The organism is Kribbella sp. NPDC056951, from assembly GCF_042674205.1.
Classification (GTDB): domain Bacteria; phylum Actinomycetota; class Actinomycetes; order Propionibacteriales; family Kribbellaceae; genus Kribbella; species Kribbella yunnanensis.
This window is the reverse complement of record NZ_JBHUQZ010000001.1, coordinates 219,867-238,460: the sequence shown is the minus strand read 5'-3', so window position 1 is coordinate 238,460 and position 18,594 is coordinate 219,867. Positions and strand designations below refer to the sequence as shown.

The 18,594-nt window shown below is 68.4% G+C and carries 18 protein-coding genes; 7 read left to right on the top strand and 11 right to left on the bottom strand.

All coding sequences use genetic code 11. The features are described from left to right. Positions 1-2: 2 nt before the first annotated feature. Positions 3-476: a nitroreductase family deazaflavin-dependent oxidoreductase gene (locus tag ACFTSF_RS01130; RefSeq protein WP_344161174.1), complete on the bottom strand. Its 474-nt coding sequence runs from the start codon at positions 474-476 to the stop codon at positions 3-5. Between the two features lie 118 nt (positions 477-594). Here ACFTSF_RS01130 and ACFTSF_RS01125 point away from each other — a divergent pair, with 118 nt between their 5' ends. After that, on the top strand, positions 595-1,284 hold the full coding sequence (locus ACFTSF_RS01125; protein WP_380151891.1) for a TetR/AcrR family transcriptional regulator: 690 nt from the start codon (positions 595-597) through the stop codon (positions 1,282-1,284). Positions 1,285-1,299: 15 nt separating this feature from the next. Here ACFTSF_RS01125 and aat read toward each other — a convergent pair whose 3' ends face one another. Continuing rightward, a complete protein-coding gene (aat, locus tag ACFTSF_RS01120; RefSeq protein WP_344161168.1) occupies positions 1,300-1,965 on the bottom strand; it encodes a leucyl/phenylalanyl-tRNA--protein transferase in 666 nt (221 codons plus the stop codon). Between the two features lie 129 nt (positions 1,966-2,094). On the opposite strand from aat, the gene ACFTSF_RS01115 reads away from it, so the two are divergent. Together ACFTSF_RS01115 and ACFTSF_RS01110 are read left to right on the top strand one after the other, a co-directional pair. Then, positions 2,095-2,790, top strand: coding sequence for an EcsC family protein (locus ACFTSF_RS01115; RefSeq protein ID WP_344161165.1), 696 nt, complete (start codon positions 2,095-2,097; stop codon positions 2,788-2,790). Positions 2,791-2,795: 5 nt separating this feature from the next. Then, a complete protein-coding gene (locus ACFTSF_RS01110) occupies positions 2,796-3,182 on the top strand; it encodes a VOC family protein (protein ID WP_380151890.1) in 387 nt (128 codons plus the stop codon). 33 nt (positions 3,183-3,215) lie between these two features. Here ACFTSF_RS01110 and ACFTSF_RS01105 read toward each other — a convergent pair whose 3' ends face one another. The 4 genes from ACFTSF_RS01105 to ACFTSF_RS01090 form a co-directional block, all read right to left on the bottom strand. Continuing rightward, complete coding sequence (locus ACFTSF_RS01105) at positions 3,216-3,815, bottom strand: hypothetical protein (protein ID WP_380151889.1); 600 nt, start codon at positions 3,813-3,815, stop codon at positions 3,216-3,218. Between the two features lie 103 nt (positions 3,816-3,918). Next, complete coding sequence (locus tag ACFTSF_RS01100) at positions 3,919-6,225, bottom strand: ATP-binding protein (protein ID WP_380153065.1); 2,307 nt, start codon at positions 6,223-6,225, stop codon at positions 3,919-3,921. Then, positions 6,222-7,013 carry a helix-turn-helix domain-containing protein gene (locus ACFTSF_RS01095; protein WP_380151888.1) on the bottom strand — a complete coding sequence of 264 codons (792 nt, stop codon included), beginning with the start codon at positions 7,011-7,013 and terminating at the stop codon, positions 6,222-6,224. The genes ACFTSF_RS01100 and ACFTSF_RS01095 overlap by 4 nt, the downstream gene beginning before the upstream one ends. Before the next feature lie 57 nt (positions 7,014-7,070). Next, positions 7,071-7,997: a hydroxymethylglutaryl-CoA lyase gene (locus tag ACFTSF_RS01090; protein ID WP_380151887.1), complete on the bottom strand. Its 927-nt coding sequence runs from the start codon at positions 7,995-7,997 to the stop codon at positions 7,071-7,073. Positions 7,998-8,039: 42 nt separating this feature from the next. Between ACFTSF_RS01090 and ACFTSF_RS01085 the strand changes: the two genes are divergently transcribed. Continuing rightward, a complete protein-coding gene (locus ACFTSF_RS01085; protein WP_380151886.1) occupies positions 8,040-8,681 on the top strand; it encodes a GNAT family N-acetyltransferase in 642 nt (213 codons plus the stop codon). Here ACFTSF_RS01085 and ACFTSF_RS01080 read toward each other — a convergent pair. Continuing rightward, positions 8,678-10,852 (bottom strand): hypothetical protein, encoded by a 2,175-nt coding sequence (locus tag ACFTSF_RS01080; RefSeq protein ID WP_380151885.1) that lies wholly within the window; start codon positions 10,850-10,852, stop codon positions 8,678-8,680. The genes ACFTSF_RS01085 and ACFTSF_RS01080 overlap by 4 nt on opposite strands. A 189-nt stretch (positions 10,853-11,041) precedes the next feature. Between ACFTSF_RS01080 and ACFTSF_RS01075 the strand changes: the two genes are divergently transcribed. Both ACFTSF_RS01075 and ACFTSF_RS01070 read left to right on the top strand, forming a co-directional pair. After that, the gene (locus tag ACFTSF_RS01075; protein WP_380151884.1) at positions 11,042-12,007 is read left to right on the top strand and encodes an aminoglycoside phosphotransferase family protein; all 966 of its coding nucleotides are present in this window, start codon (positions 11,042-11,044) and stop codon (positions 12,005-12,007) included. 25 nt (positions 12,008-12,032) lie between these two features. Further along, positions 12,033-12,893: a haloalkane dehalogenase gene (locus tag ACFTSF_RS01070; RefSeq protein ID WP_380151882.1), complete on the top strand. Its 861-nt coding sequence runs from the start codon at positions 12,033-12,035 to the stop codon at positions 12,891-12,893. Positions 12,894-12,903: 10 nt separating this feature from the next. On the opposite strand, the gene ACFTSF_RS01065 is transcribed toward ACFTSF_RS01070, so the two are convergent. Both ACFTSF_RS01065 and ACFTSF_RS01060 read right to left on the bottom strand, forming a co-directional pair. After that, positions 12,904-15,177: a hypothetical protein gene (locus ACFTSF_RS01065; RefSeq protein WP_380151881.1), complete on the bottom strand. Its 2,274-nt coding sequence runs from the start codon at positions 15,175-15,177 to the stop codon at positions 12,904-12,906. Positions 15,178-15,243: 66 nt separating this feature from the next. Further along, entirely contained in the window at positions 15,244-16,023 is a 780-nt protein-coding gene (locus ACFTSF_RS01060; RefSeq protein WP_380151880.1) for a metallophosphoesterase family protein, read from the bottom strand. Between the two features lie 88 nt (positions 16,024-16,111). Here ACFTSF_RS01060 and ACFTSF_RS01055 point away from each other — a divergent pair, with 88 nt between their 5' ends. Next, positions 16,112-16,315 (top strand): hypothetical protein, encoded by a 204-nt coding sequence (locus ACFTSF_RS01055; RefSeq protein ID WP_380151879.1) that lies wholly within the window; start codon positions 16,112-16,114, stop codon positions 16,313-16,315. Position 16,316: 1 nt separating this feature from the next. Here ACFTSF_RS01055 and ACFTSF_RS01050 read toward each other — a convergent pair whose 3' ends face one another. Both ACFTSF_RS01050 and ACFTSF_RS01045 read right to left on the bottom strand, forming a co-directional pair. Continuing rightward, positions 16,317-17,741 carry a hypothetical protein gene (locus ACFTSF_RS01050; protein WP_380151878.1) on the bottom strand — a complete coding sequence of 475 codons (1,425 nt, stop codon included), beginning with the start codon at positions 17,739-17,741 and terminating at the stop codon, positions 16,317-16,319. Continuing rightward, positions 17,741-18,535, bottom strand: coding sequence for a hypothetical protein (locus ACFTSF_RS01045; RefSeq protein WP_380151877.1), 795 nt, complete (start codon positions 18,533-18,535; stop codon positions 17,741-17,743). The genes ACFTSF_RS01050 and ACFTSF_RS01045 overlap by 1 nt, the downstream gene beginning before the upstream one ends. Positions 18,536-18,594 lie beyond the last annotated feature (59 nt).

Sequence of the window (18,594 nt, the reverse complement as noted above, 5' to 3'; positions counted from 1 at the left end):
TGTCAGGCCGGGTTGATGCGGAAGGCGGGGACGCCGGGGGCGATGTGGCGGAGGACCTCGTCGGGGGAGTTCTTGGTGACGTCGCCTTCGAAGAAGGCGCCTACTTCCCAGGACCACTTCTTGAGGTAGAGGCGGAGGATGTCGAGTTTGTCGGCGTCGGCCAGTTCTTCGGCGTGGAAGGTTTCCGTGCTGCGACCCAGTTGGAGGCGGGCTTCGGGGGTGGCGCGGAGGTTGCGGACCCACTGGGTGTGGCCGCGGGGGGCCACCAGGTAGCGCTGGCCGTCGATGACCAGGAGGTTGACGGGGGTGCTGCGCCACTCGCCGGACTTGCGGCCGCGGACCGAGAGGACGCGGCTGCCCATCAGGCTGAGGCCGACTTTGGTGAGCCGGGCGACGATCCGGTTGAAGACGCGCATGCTGCCTTCGCCGGCGGTGATGACGCGCTTGCTGTCGTAGGTCTGCTTGTAGTCCGGCATCGTCGTGCACTCCTTCTGAGCGGTTTGCGAGAGCAGTGCTCTCTGTTGTGATCAGTGAACACGTGAGCAGTGATCATTGTCAAGAGCAGTGCTCTCGGTTTTGTGGCAGACTGGGCTCATGAGCGCTCCACGAACTGCCCGTGAGCGGGCCCGGGCCGAGTTGACGGACGAGATCAAGGCGGCCGCGCGACGGCAGTTGGAGACCAGCGGGGCCGAGAGTTTGTCGTTGCGGGCGATCTCCCGCGAGCTCGGGATGGTGTCGTCGGCGCTCTATCGGTACTTCCCGAGCCGGGACGAGTTGCTCACCGCGCTCATCATCGACGCGTACGACGCCCTCGGCGAGGCCGCCGAAGCCGCGGCCCGGAAGGAGTACCCGCACCCCCGCGAAGCCTGGGTCGCGGTGTACGCCGCCGTCCGCGACTGGGCCCGCGCGAACCCGCACGAGTACGCGCTGATCTACGGCTCCCCCATCACCGGCTACCAGGCCCCGCAGACGACCGTGCAGCCCGCGATCCGGGTGCCGCTGGTGCTGTTGGGCATCATCTCCCAAGCCCGCGCGGAGGGTTGGCTGCCGGAGCTGGATGCCCCGGAACCCACCGGCCGACTCGCCGAGCAGGTCGACGTGATCGCGCCGCTGGCACCCGGCGTACCGCGGCCGATGCTGCTGCGGCTGGTGATCGCGTGGACGCAGCTCTTCGGGATGCTCAGCTTCGAGCTGTTCGGTCAGCTGGTCGGATCGATGGATCCCGCCGACGACTTCTTCACCGAGACCAGCCGGCAGATGGCCAAGTACGTCGGGATCAGCTGAACGCCTTCGGCAGTATCAGCTGAATGCCTTCGGCAGGGGTAGCGGCAGCGCTCGCCGTACTCGCTGCACGTAGTCCTCGCGCGGGATCGAGATCGCGCCCATCGTCGCGAGATGGTCGGTCACCCACTGGATGTCGAACACCCGCTCGGCCGCGTACTCGTCGTCCAGCAGCTCGATCAGTCCGGCCACGGCGGCCTTCGACCCGTCGGTCTTGTGGTGGAACATCGACTCCCCGGCGAACAGTCCGCCGATCGCGACGCCGTACAGACCGCCCGCGAGCTCGTCGCCGTCCCACGCCTCGACCGAGTGCACCCAGCCGAGCCGATGCAGTTCGGTGTACGACGCGATGATGTCCCGATCGATCCATGCCCCGGTACGGCGCGGATCCGCGCACGCCCGGATCACTTGGTCGAACGCCGTGTTCACCCGGATCTCGAACTTGCTCCGGGCCCGCCGTACCGTCCGCGTCGGCCGGTACCCGGCCACCTCGATCACGCCGCGGTCGACCGGCGACCACCACAGCACCGAAGCGCGGTGGTCCGGCATCGGGAACAACCCCTGCCGGTACGCCGCCAGTACCGTCCCCGGATGCAGATCCGCCCCACCGGCCACGACGTCGCTGTCGCCGGCGACCGACACCGGCGGGAAGTCCCAAACAGACGCAGCAGGCTCGACAGGCACTCTCACATCCTGGACCACGTACGGATCCCAGGGGACACCGAGGGTTTCTCCCGAGTGGTGATCGGACACCAGCCACGTAGAGTTGAGGTACGCCCGGGGTCTCCGACGCATGGGCGGGAAGGAGCACCCGTGGCCGGAGTAGCCAGGTTCGTCGCCAGTAGTCTCGCGCCCGCCGCCCAGCGGTTCGCGCCCCAAGCCGCGGCGGGCGTACTGCGCCAGATCCTCGAGTTCGCCATCGACGGGTACCAGCGTTTCCCGAGTGCCGAGCGGGTCGCGGAGAACAAACTCGCGAAGGTCGGCGGCGACACCCAGCTCGCCATCGACGCCGTGGTCGACCAGCACATCCGACTGGCCGGCGTACAGGGCTTCGTCACCAGCATCGGCGGCCTGGTCACGCTCCCGGTCGCCCTCCCCGCGAACATGACCGGCCTGGCCATCGTGCAGGCCCGGATGGTCGCCGCGATCGCCCACATCCGTGGCTACGACCTCGACGACCCCCGAGTTCGTACGGCGGTCATCACCTGCCTGCTCGGCGAGGACGGCGTCACCGACCGACTGAAGAAGTCCAGCCTGGTCACGTCGCCACTCGCGATCGCGACCGCACCCGTCTTCGACCCCGAACTGGACCGCCAGGTCGCCACCGAGGTCGTCGCCGAACTGATCGCCCGAGTCAGCGGCAAACGGATGGCCATCACCGTCACCCGCCGCGTCCCACTCCTCGGTGGCGCCGTCGGAGCAGGGGTCGACGGCTGGTCGACGTACCGGATCGGTCAGTACGCCGACAAGAGCCTCATCCGCCGCATCCGCCGCCCAATCGAGCCCTAGCCCCCGTGGTCGCGCCGTTCTGGGGACCGACGCTCGACTGCCCGGAGCCGCTCCGGCTGGCCGAGTTCTACCAACAGCTCGCCGGCGGCGAGCTCACCGTGGTCACCGAGGCCTTCGTCGAACTGCGGTTCGACGCGTTCAGCCTCGGCTTCCAGCGTGACCTGAACTACCGAACCCCGACCTGGCCGGATCCGCGGGTGCCGCAGCAGTGCCACCTCGACTTCATGGCTGCGGACCTGGACGCCGAGCAGGCTCGCATCGTGAAAGCCGGCGCGGTCCCAACCGCCGTACAGCCAGAGCCGACGACATTCCGCGTGTTCCTCGATCCGGCCGGCCATCCGTTCTGCCTGACCACGTGGCGGACGCCGAGCGGTCCGTCCGAATCACGCTGACCTCACCAGTCCCAGGCCGGAGTCACCACGAGCTCAGCAGCCGCCCAGCACGGCGGCGTTGTACTCCATCGAGCCCTTCGGGTATCTCGCGCCGCACAGCGAGCTACCCACCCACTGCGTCCGGTACGACCGCCACGGGCCGCTCTCGGTCGTGTACGAGCGTCCGCCGGGCTTGCAGACGTGGTAGGAGTACCGGCCGCCGTACACCTTGGTCCCGGACCACACGACGTACCGGCGCTGCCGCGGCGGCGTCGGGAACGTCCAGGTGTCGGTGATCGACTTCGAGGTGGTCCGCGATCCGGCGACCGCCAGCTTCGCGCCGACAGTGACGCTCGCCTTGGCGAGGACTACGCCGGCCTTCGCCGACGCCTCCGTGGTGACGTCGATCCCGGCGGAGAACGTCCGGTCCACCTTGATCGTGACCGTCCGGGTCAAGTTGCTGCCCGGCGCGATCGAGACGCCTTGCATGTGGGTCGGTGCATTGGTGACCTTGGTCCCGCTGACCGTCGCCCACTTCTCACCGGCCTTGCAGACCTGCGGGTAGGCCGACGCCGTACCCGGTGCGACGGCGATCAGGGCCGGTGCTGCCAAGGCCAGGACCGTTGCGATCCGGATCCCCCTACGAACCTTCATGAGCCACCTCTTCGTCCGTGTCCGGCACCCACTGTGAGCGCCGTGCAACAGACTGGCGTGGGCTCACGCGACCGAACAGGGACAAAGTGGTACACCGCTGCCGTCAGGCTGGTGGCGTCGTCCCATGCGCCGCGTAGACCTCTTCGGCCAGGCCCAACTGTTCCCGCCCTTCGGCACTCCGGCCCACAGCGAGGTAGCTGCGCCCGAGGCCCGTCCGAGCGCGTGCCTCCCGATGCCAAAGCTCATGCTCCACAGCGATCTCCAGGCTCTCGGAGTAGACCTCCAAGGCCTCCGGATGCTTCCCGAGCTCGCCATAGGCAGCGCCCAGTTCGCACAACGCCTCGGCCAGCACGCCCCACCTGTCGTGCCCGCGAATACCGTCGACCGCCGCCAGTAGCACCGGAACCGCCACAGCCGCTTGACCGCACTCCCGCAACGACGAGCCTGCGCTGATGCGCATCCGGCACAGCACATTCACGTCGTCCTGCACGAGCGCGATCGCCCGCTCGAACGGCTCCAACTGTCGCTCCGGCTCGCCGTTGCGGCCGTACAGCATGCCGAGCGTCAGCTGCGCCCACGCCCCGAGGTCAGCAGCCTCGGGCTCCCGAGCGATCAGCTCCAGCGCCTCCTGCACAGACCGGAAGCCCTCCGCCGCGCGATCAGCCTGTTCAAGCATGTGGGCGAGATTCACCAGTGAGCTGGTCAGGAACCGCGGCTTCCCGATCAGCCGCGCCGCCTCCGTCGCCAGCGCCAACTGGTCTGCGGCGGCAGAGAAGTCGTCGAGCTCACCGAGCGCCAGGCCCAGGTCGAAGTGCACGAGTGCCGCCCCGACCGGATCCGACCGCAGCTCGACCACCTCGGCCGCTGCGCGGTTCACATCGCGCCACTCCAGCCACCGCTGCCGCGCCGGCCCGAAAACGTTCATCCCGGCCGCGATCCCGACGGCGAGCTGCCGATCCTCCGCAGTACCCCGCACAGCCCGCCGTACCAGCTCGACGAGGGTGCTCCGGTCGGCGTCCAGCCAATCCAGAACCTCCTCGAGCTCGGTCAGATCGCGGGCCTGCTCAGCCCAGGCAGCATCCCGCCAAGCCGCACTCATCGGCGCCTCGCCCGCCAACTCGTCGGCCCGCCACAGCATCGCGAGGTAGCACCTGAGCACCCGCTCCCCGACGACCCGCTGGTCCTGAGTGCTCGCACCCTCACGCCCCACAGCCCGCACCAGGTCGTGCAGCCGGTAGCGGTGCAGCGTCGGCGCCTCCAGCAGGTGTACGTCGACCAGTCGGTCGAGCAGCTCTTCCGTATCGTCGAGCGTCCGCCCCAGCGCCGCTGCCGCGACCCGCAGCGGGAACTCACCGGGATCGAGCAGAGCCAGTACGGCGAACGCATCCGCCGCACCCCGATCGGCCGGTACCGACCGCAAGTCGTCGATCGAAAGCGCGATCGACGCGCGGACACCGGTCTCCCCCTCGGCGAGCACGCCGAGCCGGGTACTCGCATCGGCCAGCCGGTCCGCAAGCTCCTGAATCGGCCGACCGGCCGACAGCCGGGTACCCGCGATGCGAAGCGCGAGCGGCAGGTTGCCGCAGGCATGGACGACGGTCAGCGCCGCCTCGGGTTCGGCCGCGACGAGCGCCGCACCGATGACCTCGCCGAGCAGGTGCAGCGCCTCGTCATCGGACAGCACATCGAGTCGCAGATGCAGCGCACCGGCCAGCTGGTCGAGCAGCCGGCGACTGGTGATCACTGCCGCGGATCCCGACGTACCGGGGATCAGTGGGGCGACTTGGTCCACCGTGGCCGCGTCGTCCAGTACGACGAGGACGCGGCGACCCGCGATCGCGGTCCGATAGCGAGCTGTCGCCGCAGCGAGGTCGTCGGGGATCTCCTGCGCCGGTACGCCGAGGGCTCGCAAGAGGGAGGCGGTGGCCTGCAGCGGTGGGATGGGCTCGGTCTCGCCCCGCAGGTTCAAGTAGATGCGGCCGTCGGGGAACGCGTCCTCGACGAGGTGACCGACGTGCACCGCGAGCGTGGTCTTGCCGACCCCGCCCATCCCGGTCACCGCGGAGATCACCACACTCGTCGCGTGCGCAGGCTCACCGGTCCGTCGCAGGAGCTCGGTCAGCGTCCGCACCGGCTCCGTCCGGCCGACGAAGTCGGTGACAGCCGCGGGCAGCCGGTCGGGAGTCTCGGCCGGGCGCCGAGCGGCCTGTTCGAGCAGGTCCCGTTCGTCGTCGGGGAGCTGCAAGGCGTTGGCCAGACTGCTCACGGTGAGAGCGCGGGGGTAGCGGCGCCGCCCGAGCTCGAGCGTGCGGATCGCCTCGACACTGAGTCCCGCGAGTTCGGCGAGCTGCTCCTGCGTGAGCCCGGCGTCAGCTCGGTGGCGACGTAGCAGTTCCGGTACGCCGCTCACGTCGTACTCGCCGCTCGGCCGGCCAGGAGCCAGCCGCGGAGGTCCGCGGGCGACCACGACGGTCTGCCGACCATCCGCGCAGCCGCTCGCCGCAATGCGGTCGGCATGCCGCCGCACAACTCGACGACCGCTTGTGTGGCCGCAGGGTCCTGCTGCCAGCGGTCGGGGCCCGTGATCCGGTGCAGCAACTGCACCGCATCCGGAGCCGGGAGGCCGGCCAGCTCGACGACGTTCTCCGCGACCGGAACCGGCTGCCGACTCGTCACGACGACCGACCCCTTTGTTGCCCTGGGCACCTTTTCCGGCTCGGCGTCGTCGAGTACGACGAGTCCACCTTCGGGTGCCCGGATCGGACCCGGCGTACTGCGGTGATGCACGAAGATCTCGCCGGCCGGAAACGCGACCTGCCGCGCGGCATGCACCGCCAACGCCGTCTTGCCCACACCCGCAGGCCCGGTGATCACGATCGCTCCGGGCGAGGCCAGTAGCGCGACCAGTCGACGTACCTCGTCGGCGCGGCCAGTGAAGTCCTGGACATCCGCCGGCAGCTCGTGGGGCACGGATTGCACTCCCACCGCGGCGGCGGCGAACTCGGCCCGCTCCGCTCCGGCCAGACCGAGTGCATCAGTCAGCAACTGGACAGTGTCGCCCCGCGGCGACTTGCGCCGACCGGACTCCAGGCTGCGAATCGTTTCAAACCCGACGCCGGACCGCTCGGCCAGGCTCGTCTGCGTCAGCTGGGCCGCGCCGCGGAACCTGCGCAACAACTCGCCGAACGAGGAATCCATCCCGCCCCCGAATCCGTTGCCCGATCGGGCAACCGGAATGCTACCCGGAGTGACAGGTCAGCCGGCGAGGGCCTGTACGACGCGGCTCGGCGAAGGCTTGCCGAGTTGTTCGGCCATCCAGACGCTGGTCTCGACGAGCTTGGGCAAATCGACGCCGGTACTGATCCCGAGACCGTTGAGCTGCCAGAGCAGGTCCTCAGTGGCGAGGTTGCCGGTGGCGGATTCGGCGTACGGGCAACCGCCGAGGCCGCCGGCCGAGCTGTCGACGGTGGTGACGCCTTCGCGGAGGGCGGTCAGGGTGTTGGCGAGCGCCTGACCGTAGGTGTCGTGGAAGTGGACGGCGAGTTTGTCGGTACCGACACCGGCCTTGGCGAAGGCCGAGATCAGAGCGGTCACGTGGCCCGGGGTTGCGACACCGATCGTGTCGCCGAGGGACAGCTCGTGGCAGCCGAGGTCGACCAGCCGGGCGCCGACCGTCACCACCTGCTCGATCGGTACGTCGCCCTCCCACGGATCGCCGTAACACATCGACACGTAGCCGCGGACGCTCAAACCCGCGGCCAACGCACGCTCGACAGTCGGCGTGAACATCGCGAACTGCTCGTCGACCGTCGAGTTCAGGTTCTTCGCCGCGAACGTCTCCGTGGCGCTGGCGAAGATCGCGATCTCGCGGACACCGGCCGCGAGCGCGCGGTCCAGGCCACGCTCGTTCGGGACCAGGACCGGGGCGCGGACATCGTCAGGCAGGTCGAGCTGCTCGAGCAGCTCGGTCGCGTCGGCGAGCTGAGGAACCCACTTCGGGTGCACGAAACTGGTCGTCTCCACGGTCCGCAGACCGGCGTCGACCAGCCGGCGGATGAACTCCGCCTTCACCTTGACGTCGACGATCGCGGACTCGTTCTGCAGTCCGTCGCGCGGTCCGACCTCGTAGATCGTGACCTGATCGGGCAATCCCTCGGTCTGTACGACCTGCGGTGTCCGCATCTCACCTCCAAGTGGGTGGGTTCTCCACCACAATGGCTCGTGATGACAACTCTGGCCGAAATTCTCCGTGGCGTCGAAGCCGGAGCCTTCCCGATCTCGGATCTGGGCGTGACGGTTGTCTCAGCGCCGTCCACCCGCGAGTGGTGCGTGATGGCGTTCACCGGACACATCGTGATCGCCGCGGACGTCGACGAGGCCTGGGTCGCCGAACGGCTCCCGGCCGGCGACATGCTCGCGCCGACAGCGCCGCCGTTCCTGACCGCGCTCACCGAACTGTCCGGACGCCAGGTGCACGGTCTCGACGCGATGCTCCTCGCCCCGGCCATCACCGACCCGGTTGAACGCGCCAACGCCGTGGCCGGTCTCGAGGAGTTCACCGACCACGATCATCCACGGGTGCTCCGGGCACTGGAGTTCCGCGACGAGGTCCGCGTGTACGGCGATCCGTCCGGGAGTGTGATGACGATCGGGTACGGCGTTGGCCGTCGTACCGAGTGTTCGGTCGAGGTCCCCGAGTCGGCCCGGGGCCAAGGGCACGGCCGCCGGCTCGTCCAGGCGGCTCGGGCCCTCATCCCCACTGATGCGCACATCTGGGCCCAGGTGAGCCCGGGCAATGCGGCATCCTTCCGCGCATTCCTCGCGGCGGGATATCGCATCGTCGGTTCGGAAACCCTGCTCTTCTAGGGGCAGTGCTCCACAGAGCGACCGGCGGTGGTGATCGCGGTGAGGTTGGTGAGTGTCGTCGGTACGGCGACCAGCGGGGTCAGTGTGCCGTCCGCGCGGCGGCGCCGGGTGGTGACCTTACCGCCCGAGATCACCGTCAGCTGGAGCTCGCCACCGACCGCGGACGCCGCGACCTGATCAGCCGGGTCGCCGGTCTGGGTCGGGGACTGCCAGCCGCCGTCAGCGTGTTGGATCGCGTAGTACAGCTGGCCACCCGCGGCGATCACGACCATCAGCTCGGCACCCACGGCAGTGATGGCCACCGACGTGACGCCGGCCATGGTGGCGAACAGGTTCCGCGGACTCCAGCTGCCGTTGGCATAGCGCACCCGGTGATAGATCCGGCCCGAAGCCTCGACCTGCACCAGGTGGAAGGAGCTGCGGAACTCAGTGGCAGCCACCAGGTTCGCGGCGTCGCCGAGCCGGTTCGGCCCGTCCCAGCGACCATCGGCGTACTGCATCGTGTGATGGACGACCCCGCCCGCGGCGAAGGCTGTCTGCAGGCTGCCGACCACCACCGCGGTCGACATCGAAGTGATACCGCCGAGCACGGTGAACTGATTCCGCGAACCCCAACTGCCATCCACCGCGCGCACCCGGTGGTAGATCGAGTCGCCGGTCACCTCCATCAGATCCAGAGCGCCGTTGCGCTCACACGCCGAGACCAGCCGAGCTGGACCACCCAAGGGGTTCGGGCCCACCCAGGTGCCGCCGACCTGCTGGATCCCGTGATGTACGCCGCTGTCCGTGGCCACGACGAGCTGCAGCTCCGGGTCGAGCGCCGTACCGGTTGAGTCCAGCCGGTAGAGCGCGGCCGCGCCGGGGGCGAGGGAGACCGCGATCGACGCCGGGCTCGCCTGCGCCGCGTAGGTCCTGGTCGCCGGATCGAACCGCGAGACGCTGGAAACCGTTGTGGTGTTCACGTTCAGGGTCGCCGTGGCGGCGTTCGCGTGCGACCAGTTCGCCACCCACAACCACCGGGTCAGCAACTTGCGGTCCTTGCTGCGGAACGTGCCGAGCACGACCGGGCTGCCGCTGGTGCCGGTCAGGAACCGGTCTGGCGTGAACGCCTCCGCGTTCTGCGGAACCGAACCGTTGGCGTGCACTACCCGGTCCGACACGAGCGGCTTCACCTGTGCACCGGCCGGCGCGAGCCAGTCCTTGTTCAGCGTCTTCGCGTATCCGTAGAGCGGTGACCGATTGCCCTCGTAGTCGATCAGCCCCGGGCCGAAGTTCGCCGGCGTCCCCGGCGGCTCCGGCGACCAGTAGCAGAAGTACTGGATGCCCTTGCAGCCGTACGCCAGGCTGACGTTGACCTGCCAGGCGAGCTCCGCGGCCGAAGGCGATCGGTAGTCCAGGTGCGGGACGGACAGGATGTAGATCCAAGTAGGTACGCCGGCGCCCAGACCGGCGGCGCGGAACTCCCGCCACTCGCCGCAGTAGTTGGGCATGTCGGTGCCGTTGTTCTTCAGCGGATAGCGGTCGTACGACAGCATGTCCGGCTGTACGACGCTGACGAACTCGTGGATGTACTCCCGCCAGGACCCCTGGTCGGGCAGCAGGTTGATGTTCAGCAACAGGTCCGGGGACAACGCGCGCAGGGCCGCCTGGCCGGCGCCGTTGGCAGGGAACTTCGAGGTGTCCAAGGGCTCGTCATCCAGCCGGAATCCGGCGAACGACGGATGCCGAAGGTACTCCGCCCGCCGCTGGATCGCCTCCAGCGGCCAGTTGACGACGATCGCCTTCAGCCCGACCTGATCGGTGAACGACAGTGTGGTGTGCACCGTCGCCGGGGACTCGACTTCCAGTTTCGTGCTGCCGTTCCCGACGAAGGAGAAGGTGAAACCGGCGTCCTTCATCTCCTGGAACCGCTCCAGCAGGTTGAACCTCGCCTGCATCGACGGCGGCCAGAAGGCGCCGATCGGGAACTCCGGCCCGGAGATGATCGGCAGGGTGGAGCAGGTGGCCGCGGCGGTCCCGACTGCCTGGGCGGCCTGGGTGGCCTGGGCTGCTGCCTGGGCGGTCGCGGTGGTTCCGGGCAGGAAGGGCAGGACGCCGGTCGCGGCCGCGAGCTTCAGCACTCCGCGGCGGTCGAGCGCCGGCCGGCCAGGTACCTTGGGAAGGTCGTTCATCGCAACTCCTCGTCCGGTGTGAGCTCTCCTGTCCGGCGAAAGTCGAGCACGCGCACCGCACGCGAGCCATCAGTGAAACCTCGGTCGAAGGGCGCAAAGTCCCTACGCTCAAGTGGTCGCGAAGGCGTTGACGCTCATCGAATGGTCAAGACCACTATCAGTCGAAGCGCTTCCGGCTGGGAGGGAATCTTGAACACACCTAAGCCGGTGGCGATTGCCCGCGCGTTCGGTCTGGACGCGGCCGACGGGGAGCTCATTCATATCAGGCGTGGTGACTCCGATGCCTGGCGGCTCACGACCTCAGGTGGGAGCTATTTCGTCAAGGGGTACTTGGCTGCCGATACGCCGGACTTGACCACGGCGATGGCATTCGAGCGCCGGGCATTCGAGGCGGGTGTGGACATGCCGGTCCCGATCGCGCCCGTCAATCCGGTCCTCGGGTGGGCGACTCGCGTTGATGGCCGGTGGTTTCGGATGTACCGATGGATCGAGCACGACCCGTCTCGTGCTGCTGTCGATGTCTCGTCCTGGCTTGGCCAGACAATGCTTCGCGTTCATCAGTTGGAGTCGGCCCGGATTGGCTTGCCTGGGTGGTGGCGGGTGGCGGTTCCACCGCCTGCGGTCTGGGAGGGGTGGCTCGCTTCGGCTCGGGCGCGTGAGGTCTCCTGGGCGAGGCTGTTGGGGGACTGTCTGCCGGACATCCTCGCGGTCGGCGAACACATTGCGGAGCTCGGCGAGATCGCTCCGGATGTCGTGACGACTCATGGCGACTTCAAGGACCACAACATCGTCAGGTCTGCGTCTGGTCCTGTGCTCGTGGATTGGGACAGCGTTCGGACCGACAGCGCAGCGCTCGAGGCGGGGAGGACGGCGTACATGTTCGGGGACGGCGAGGCCTCCCGCGTTGGAAGGATCCTTGCTGCGTACGTCGCTGCTGGTGGCGAGCTCGGATGGGCCGGCGCCGACGTGTTTCTCGGGGTCGCCAGACATCGCGTCCAGGTGCTGGGTGAGCAGATCCGCGTCTCGCTCGGGGAGTCCGCCAGTGCACGCTGGATGGGCGATCGCGCGACGATCGAAGCCAGTATCCGCACGAGGCTGCGAGACCTGCCCGGCACGATCGATCACCTGCGTCAGCTCGCATCCGGGGGAGCGTGAGACCTCAGCCGCATAGGATTCGACGGTGAGGTCGGCGACGGTGGAGGTGCGGGGAAGCTGGCTGCACTACGTCGAGGTCGGCGCCGGTGATCCAGTGCTGTTCCTGCATGGCAACCCCACTTCGTCGTACCTGTGGCGAAACGTCATCGATGAGGTGGCGCGAGCGGGCTGGCGGTGCATTGCTCTCGACCTGATCGGCATGGGCGGTTCCGGCAAGCCGATCCTTGACTACCGGCTCGTCGACCATCTGGGTTACGTCGAGGCCTTCATCGACGCATTGGGGCTTTCCGACCTCACTGTGGTCGGGCACGACTGGGGCGCCGTGATCGCCTTGGACCACGCGCGACGCTTCCGCTCTCGGGTTCGACAGGTCGCCTTCATGGAGGGCCACCTTCACGCCATCGACCGGTGGAGCGACCTGGACGAAGGCAGCCGGGAACTGTTCCAGAGATTGCGGACACCTGGTGTCGGCGAGCAGTTGATCATCCAGGAGAACTTCTTCGTCGAGGAAGTCCTGCCTGCGGGGATCCTCCGCACACTGAGCCAGGAGGAGCTGGATGCCTACCGCGCGCCGTACCACGATCCTGCCGCTCGCCTACCGGTCTGGCGCTGGCCGCAGGAGATCCCGATCGAGGGGGTACCCGCCGACGTGGCAGCGATCGTGACCGCCAACCAGGCAGTGCTTGTCGACCCGGAGCTACCGAAACTCCTGCTGCATGCGACACCCGGCGCGGTGATCGGGCCCGCCGAGGTCGCCTGGTGCCGTGAGCACGGGCGGGCGCTGACCATCGTCGACATCGGACCAGGAACGCACTTCCTTCCTGAGGATCGCCCGGCCGAGATCGCTGCGGCGCTCAGTGAATGGCTCGGCCGGCCGAACCCCTGAGATCGTCTGATCACTTGTCCGGTGGATCCTTCGAGATTCGGTGGGTGCCGGTGGGGTTGACGTGGAGTACGAAGCCGTGGGGTGTTGTCCACTCGATCGTCTTGGGGTCGATTCGGCGTACCTTCCATCCGGGGGCGTGGGTCTTTACCCGGTGTCCGTAGCGGCTCAGCGGTATGAGGTTCTGGGTGTTGGTTTGGCCTGGTGGGCCAAGGGGGTTGTAGGGCTGGATGTGGTCGAGGTCGATGTTGTTGGTGGTTTCGCGGGTGCCGTAGGGGAACAGTTCGGTGGGGTGGGTGAGCTTGACGTGTTCGCGGATCTGGTTGGTGGTTTCGTAGGCGTCGGAGCTGATTGCTTTGTTGAGGTCGATGACTGGTTTGACGAGGTAGGGGCCGTGGCCGACGAGGTCGGTGAGCTGGGTGGCGAGTAGTGGCCCGATGTCTTCTGCGCGCAGGACTCCGGTGCTGGTGGCGAGGGTGTGGTCGGTGAGGTGGACGTAGATTTCGGTCTTGCCTGGGCGTGCCGGGGTGGGCCGGTCACCTGGCGGGCGGGCGTGGGCGTCGCGCTTGATCTGGGCCAGCCGGGCTGCGAGAGCATGCAGCTCGTCTGGGGTCATTGACTCGCCCGCGTCGGACGCGCCGCCGCTGGCTACGTCGAACGGCTCGGCTGTCCGGTCGTCACAGTGATCGAGAGGATCAGGGAGATCGCTCTCGCCTGGATGGGGCGCTTCACGATCGGCCTCGTCATCGGGGCCGGGCTCGATGTCGGGGCCGGGCTCGTTGTCCGGGCCGGAGGTGACGTGGCGACCGGGATCCGGGCTCACACCGCTTGCCCGGTCAGCCGGCATCCCGTTGCCTGCAGCAACGTTGTGGGGCGACCCTGCCGGGTCAGAGGTGGTGCCAGACGCGGGCTCGAAGTCAGGCGTGGGAGTGGGGTCGATCGCAGATGCGCGGCCGGGTGTGGACGCGGGAGCGGGCGTGGGTGTGGGCGCAGACGCGGGAGCGGGTGTAGACGCGGGCGTGGACGCGGGAGCGGGCGTGGACGCGGGCGGGGACGCGGGAGCGGGCGTGGGTGTGGGCGCAGACGCGGGCGTGGACGCGGGCGCGGGCGTGGGAGCGGGCGTGGGAGCGGACGCCGGGGTGGGTGCAGACGCGGGTGAGGGTGACGGTCTGGCAGCAAACGCTGGATTGGATGCGGGCGCGGGAGCGGCGCCGACAGCAGGTACCGGGGCGGGGTCCGACGCGGGGTCGGAGTCAGGCGCGGGAGTGGGGTCGATCGCAGATGCGCGGGCGCGTGTAGACGCGGGAGCGGGTGTGGACGCGGGAGCGGGTGTAGCCACGGGGGTAGGTGCAGACGCCGGGGTGGGTGCAGACGCGAGTGTGGGTGATGGCCCGGCAGCAGACGCTGGATTGGATGCGGGCGTGGGGCCGACAGCAGGTACCGGGGCGGGGTCCGATGCGGGACCGGAGTCAGGCGCGGGAGTGGGGTTCGGGGTGGGGGTGTTGTGCTGGTGTTGTTGGGCTTGGGCGATGAGTTCGTTGGTGTAGGCGGTGTCGGGCATGATGCCTACTGCTTCTGCGCGGCGGGCTTGGATGCTGCGCCGGTCGCCTTGGGCGAGCAGGGCGTCGGCGATCTCGTCGATCTTTGCCTTGTGCCGCCGGACCGCCGCTGAGGCGGCCTTGATCACGCAGGTCTTGGTGCCGTGCTCGTCGGACTGGCCGACCCAGACACCGCGCTCGCGGGTCTTCTCGTCGGCTTCGGCTTTCGCCTGGGCGGGGTCGGCGTGCATCTTGGCCGCCTTGATGATCTTGGCCAGCCGGGTCGGCGAGATCGTGTCCAGCAGATGCGCGACGCGCTGGTCGACGTACAGCGCGGCTGCCAGGGACAGCTTCTCGCAGTCGCGGGCGAGGTTGCGTGCCTTCCAGGCCGCGACCTCCTCACCCAGCACCCGGGCCCAGACGAACGGGAAACGGTGCCGCAAGGCCAGCGAGTTCGCGAGATAGTCCCGTGCCACTCCCGGAGACACCCCCAGCACCGCGCCGTACTCAGAGATGCAGAACTCCATGACCGGCGGACAGCCCTCACCACCCAGCACTACTGCACGCTCGCGCCCGTCACTCGCACGGCGCCCCGGACGCCCCGGACACACGTCCGGATGGAAACGATCGGCGTACACGACCGCATGAACGAGGGATCGCGCAGCCGACCGGTACTCGGTCGCGCGCTCCTCGGCGGCCGACTCCAGCAAGTCGGCCGTCGAAAGCGTGGACAGCTCCTCCTCGAACATGTGTTCTAATATAGTCACAGAACGATAACGAGGCAAATCCGCCTTGTAGACAAGGGAATCCAGGCGTCAGTCGCGGTGGTAGGTGGGGGATTCGCCGGCGTAGAAGGTGCCTCGGTAGATGCCGTGGATGATCTCGGACTCGTAGCCGTCGAGTTCGGGGGCGCCTAGTTCGTGGGCGATGGCGAGTTCGGCGTGGGCGTCGTACGGGACGCGGACGAACTGGATGGAGAACGGTGCAGGGGCGGTGGAGTTCTCGACGCCTTCGAGGATTGTGTAGACGGGGGTCGGGTCGTGGAGGCTGTTGCCGACCGAGCCGACGTTGATGAGGGTGCGGCCTAGGTCGCATTCGTAGTAGGCGTCGTGGGTATCGCCGTAGGCGACGACTGTTGGCAGGGGGCCGTTGCCGGTGGCGGGGGTGTTCTCGAACATGCTGCGGTACGCCGTCTCGTCGTGGTCGAAGTAGACGCGGTGATGCACCGTGGTCGCGGACGCATGGAACAGGCGGATCTGCTGGCCGCTCAGCTGGAAGTCATGGCAGAACGGGAGGTTGAGCAGCCAGGTGTGCTGGTCGGCACGGAGCTCCTGTCGCCACCACAGCATGCTGCCGCCCGCGGGGTAGTCGCGTTCCGGGTCGGGGAGGAAGTCGTCCCAGTTGCCGAGGATGTTGACCTCGCAGACCTCACGGCACCGGTCGACCACCGCCTGGCCGCGAGGGCCCTTGCCGACGTAGTCGCCGAGGTTGAAGATCCGGGTGATACCGCGAGCCTCGATGTCCGCGAGGACTGCTTCAAGTGCGGTGAGGTTGCCGTGGACGTCCGAGATGAGGGCGATCCGCTCAAGCTGCATATCCGCCATAGTTCAAGCCCACCGAGGTGTGCGGCAACCCGTTTCTCACCAACCGCCCGAAGGACTGTCGTCGGCCCGACGGACCGTCGTGCTCGGACGAACCGGCGCTGCTGGTCGCGCACGCGTCGCCAACCAGCCACCCGGCGGACCGTCGCATTCGGACGAACCGGCGCCGCTGGTCGCCTATGTCCGCGACGACCGCGCGGACGAGCAAGCGTTGCCCCCTACCGCTCTCCGCCCCAACAGACCGTCGGAGTCGGAGGCGACGGCGCCGCTGGCCGCGCACGTCTGACTCACCAGCCGCCCGAGGGACCGTCGTACTCGAATGAACCGGGGCTGCTGGTCGCATAAGTTCGCGAGGACCGCGGGGAACCACCGGAGGCTCCGGACGGCCCTCCGCTCGACGAGCCGCCGTACGAACTGCCGCCTCCGGCGTGCGAGCTGCCGCCTGCGCCGGAGGACGCGCCACGTCCGCCACCGGACGAACCGCCACGCGAACCACCCGAGCCTCCGTGCGAACCGCCGCCGCTGGAACCGCCGCCTGAGCCGGTGGGGCCGAAGGAGCTGGGGGTGTTGGCGCCGCCACCGCCGTCGCCGGCGGAGTGTGCGGCGGCTCCGGCTACTGCGCCGCCGGCTTTGCGGGCTGCTGTGACGGCGGCTCCGGCCGCGCCTAGCCCGGCGCTCGCGGCGGCGCCGACTGTGCGGGCGCCGGTCGCCCCGCCGCCCGCTGCAGCGCCAGCACCACCGCCACCTCCGGAACCTAGGCGGGCGCGGCCGACGTTGATGGCACCGGTGGCTAGGCCGCCGGGGTCGGCTACCGAGCTGCCCATTGCTGCGCTGCCGCCGGCTACGGCTGCCGTCAGGGGTACGGCGAATCGGAGTAGCGCGGGTAGGGCGAAGACCGCGAGCATCAGCATCATGATTCCTGTCATCGCCTGCACCAGCTGGTTGTCGCTCGGCAGCATCGCGGACTGGTTGAGCTTCATCGCCGCCGCATAGATGAGCGCGGCCGCGGGCTTATACGCGATGAACGCGAGCGACCACCCGCAGAACTTGCGGAACCACGTCCGCCCGACCTCGGTGTTCGTGGCGGCGGCTGCTAATGGGAAGGTGCCGGCGAGGATGACGAGCATCGCGGAGCGGATCAGCAGGAGCACGATCTGGATCACCGAGGCGCACATGACCGAGATGGTGACGCAGATGGCGAGGATTACCTGGCCGGAGGCGATGCCGATCTCGGTGAAGCCGCCGTTCGCGACGATGCTCTGGAAGCCGGCGTCGACGTTGCCGCCGGCTGCCTTGGTGACGATGTCGTGGGCCAGGCCGTCGGACCACTCGGACAGCAACTGCAGCACCGCCGCTCCGGCACCGCAGACGAGCACGAAGATCATCATTGCCTTGAGCAACTCTTGAAGCGGTTTCGCTCGTTGCTCCCAGGCGGTTCGCACGCCGGCGATCAGGATCGCGACGGTGAAGATCGCAGTGACGACAGTGAATGTGCTGTGCTGCAGGTATTCGACTGGGCTGGTGTTCTTCCAGCCGCCGCCGGATTCGGTCGCGATTGTTGCGTTCGGCACCTTCAGCCACAAGGTCGCCATCGAGTGCATGGAGTCGAGTGCGGCCTGACTGGCCTGCTGGAGCAGGGAATCCAGGCTGGACGTCGCGACGGAGATGAAGCCTTCCTTGATCTGACAGCCGATCTCGAGCTTCCCGCACATCAGAGACCACTCCACTTCACGAAGTCGGCAAGGTTGCGAACCTGAGCGAACGGCGCCCCGATGGCAGCACCGGACGGCGGTGGTTGCAGCCGCCAGTCGTGGTCATGCCAGACCATCGTCACGGTGAGACTCATGTACTGCGTCTCCACCGGTACGGCGAGTGTCACCGTCACCTGGTCGCGGTTGGCGGCGAGCACGCGGTACCCGGCGAGCTGCGTCGGCGCTGTGTTGGTGGACGAGGTTTCTTTGGCGGTTGCGCGCAGGAGCTCGTCTGTTTCGGGGCCGGGCAGCATGAGCTTGCGGGCGGTCGCGGTCGCCTTGGTCTGATCGCCCAACGCAGCAAGCACGTTGTACGCCGCGAACACCGCACCCGTCGGCGAATGAGCAAAACACCGCCGGAACCCGTCGGAGTCGACAACCCCCGGTCCGAAGGCGGTCGACCGAGGAACAACCACCCGCCGACTCACCTCCCACCCGTCAACCGCAGGTGCCACCACCGGAACACCTTGATCCCCACCCGACAACGAGCACCCAGAACGAACTGAACGGGAGGAGGGCACGCAACCTGCAGAGCCGCCGCGACCGCCCGGGCAGGTGGTGGCGGGAACTGCTCGCGACTCGCCTCCTTCGCTCACCACGGCTGCGCCGGGGTTCGACAGGTGCGCGCCACCAGGCGAGTCCGCCGTACCGTCGGCGAGGAGCACGATGAGGCCGCAGGTGAGGACGGCGGCGATGACGATGCAGGCGGCCACGAAGCCGGGCCCGAAGGGTGTAGTGCTCTCGTTCTCGCTCATGGTGCAAGGCTGGCAAAGATCGGCCGATCGCCGCGGAAGTTATCCACAGGCACCCTCGG

What these genes read in the sequence shown, in the direction of transcription:
- ACFTSF_RS01130 (WP_344161174.1), bottom strand. Translation starts at nt 476, where the DNA reads ATGCCGGACTACAAGCAGACCTACGACAGCAAGCGCGTCATCACCGCC.
- ACFTSF_RS01125 (WP_380151891.1), top strand. Translation starts at nt 595, where the DNA reads ATGAGCGCTCCACGAACTGCCCGTGAGCGGGCCCGGGCCGAGTTGACG.
- ACFTSF_RS01105 (WP_380151889.1), bottom strand. Translation starts at nt 3,815, where the DNA reads ATGAAGGTTCGTAGGGGGATCCGGATCGCAACGGTCCTGGCCTTGGCA.
- ACFTSF_RS01095 (WP_380151888.1), bottom strand. Translation starts at nt 7,013, where the DNA reads ATGGATTCCTCGTTCGGCGAGTTGTTGCGCAGGTTCCGCGGCGCGGCC.
- ACFTSF_RS01090 (WP_380151887.1), bottom strand. Translation starts at nt 7,997, where the DNA reads ATGCGGACACCGCAGGTCGTACAGACCGAGGGATTGCCCGATCAGGTC.
- ACFTSF_RS01085 (WP_380151886.1), top strand. Translation starts at nt 8,040, where the DNA reads ATGACAACTCTGGCCGAAATTCTCCGTGGCGTCGAAGCCGGAGCCTTC.
- ACFTSF_RS01080 (WP_380151885.1), bottom strand. Translation starts at nt 10,852, where the DNA reads ATGAACGACCTTCCCAAGGTACCTGGCCGGCCGGCGCTCGACCGCCGC.
- ACFTSF_RS01065 (WP_380151881.1), bottom strand. Translation starts at nt 15,177, where the DNA reads ATGTTCGAGGAGGAGCTGTCCACGCTTTCGACGGCCGACTTGCTGGAG.
- ACFTSF_RS01060 (WP_380151880.1), bottom strand. Translation starts at nt 16,023, where the DNA reads ATGCAGCTTGAGCGGATCGCCCTCATCTCGGACGTCCACGGCAACCTC.
- ACFTSF_RS01050 (WP_380151878.1), bottom strand. Translation starts at nt 17,741, where the DNA reads ATGTGCGGGAAGCTCGAGATCGGCTGTCAGATCAAGGAAGGCTTCATC.
- ACFTSF_RS01045 (WP_380151877.1), bottom strand. Translation starts at nt 18,535, where the DNA reads ATGAGCGAGAACGAGAGCACTACACCCTTCGGGCCCGGCTTCGTGGCC.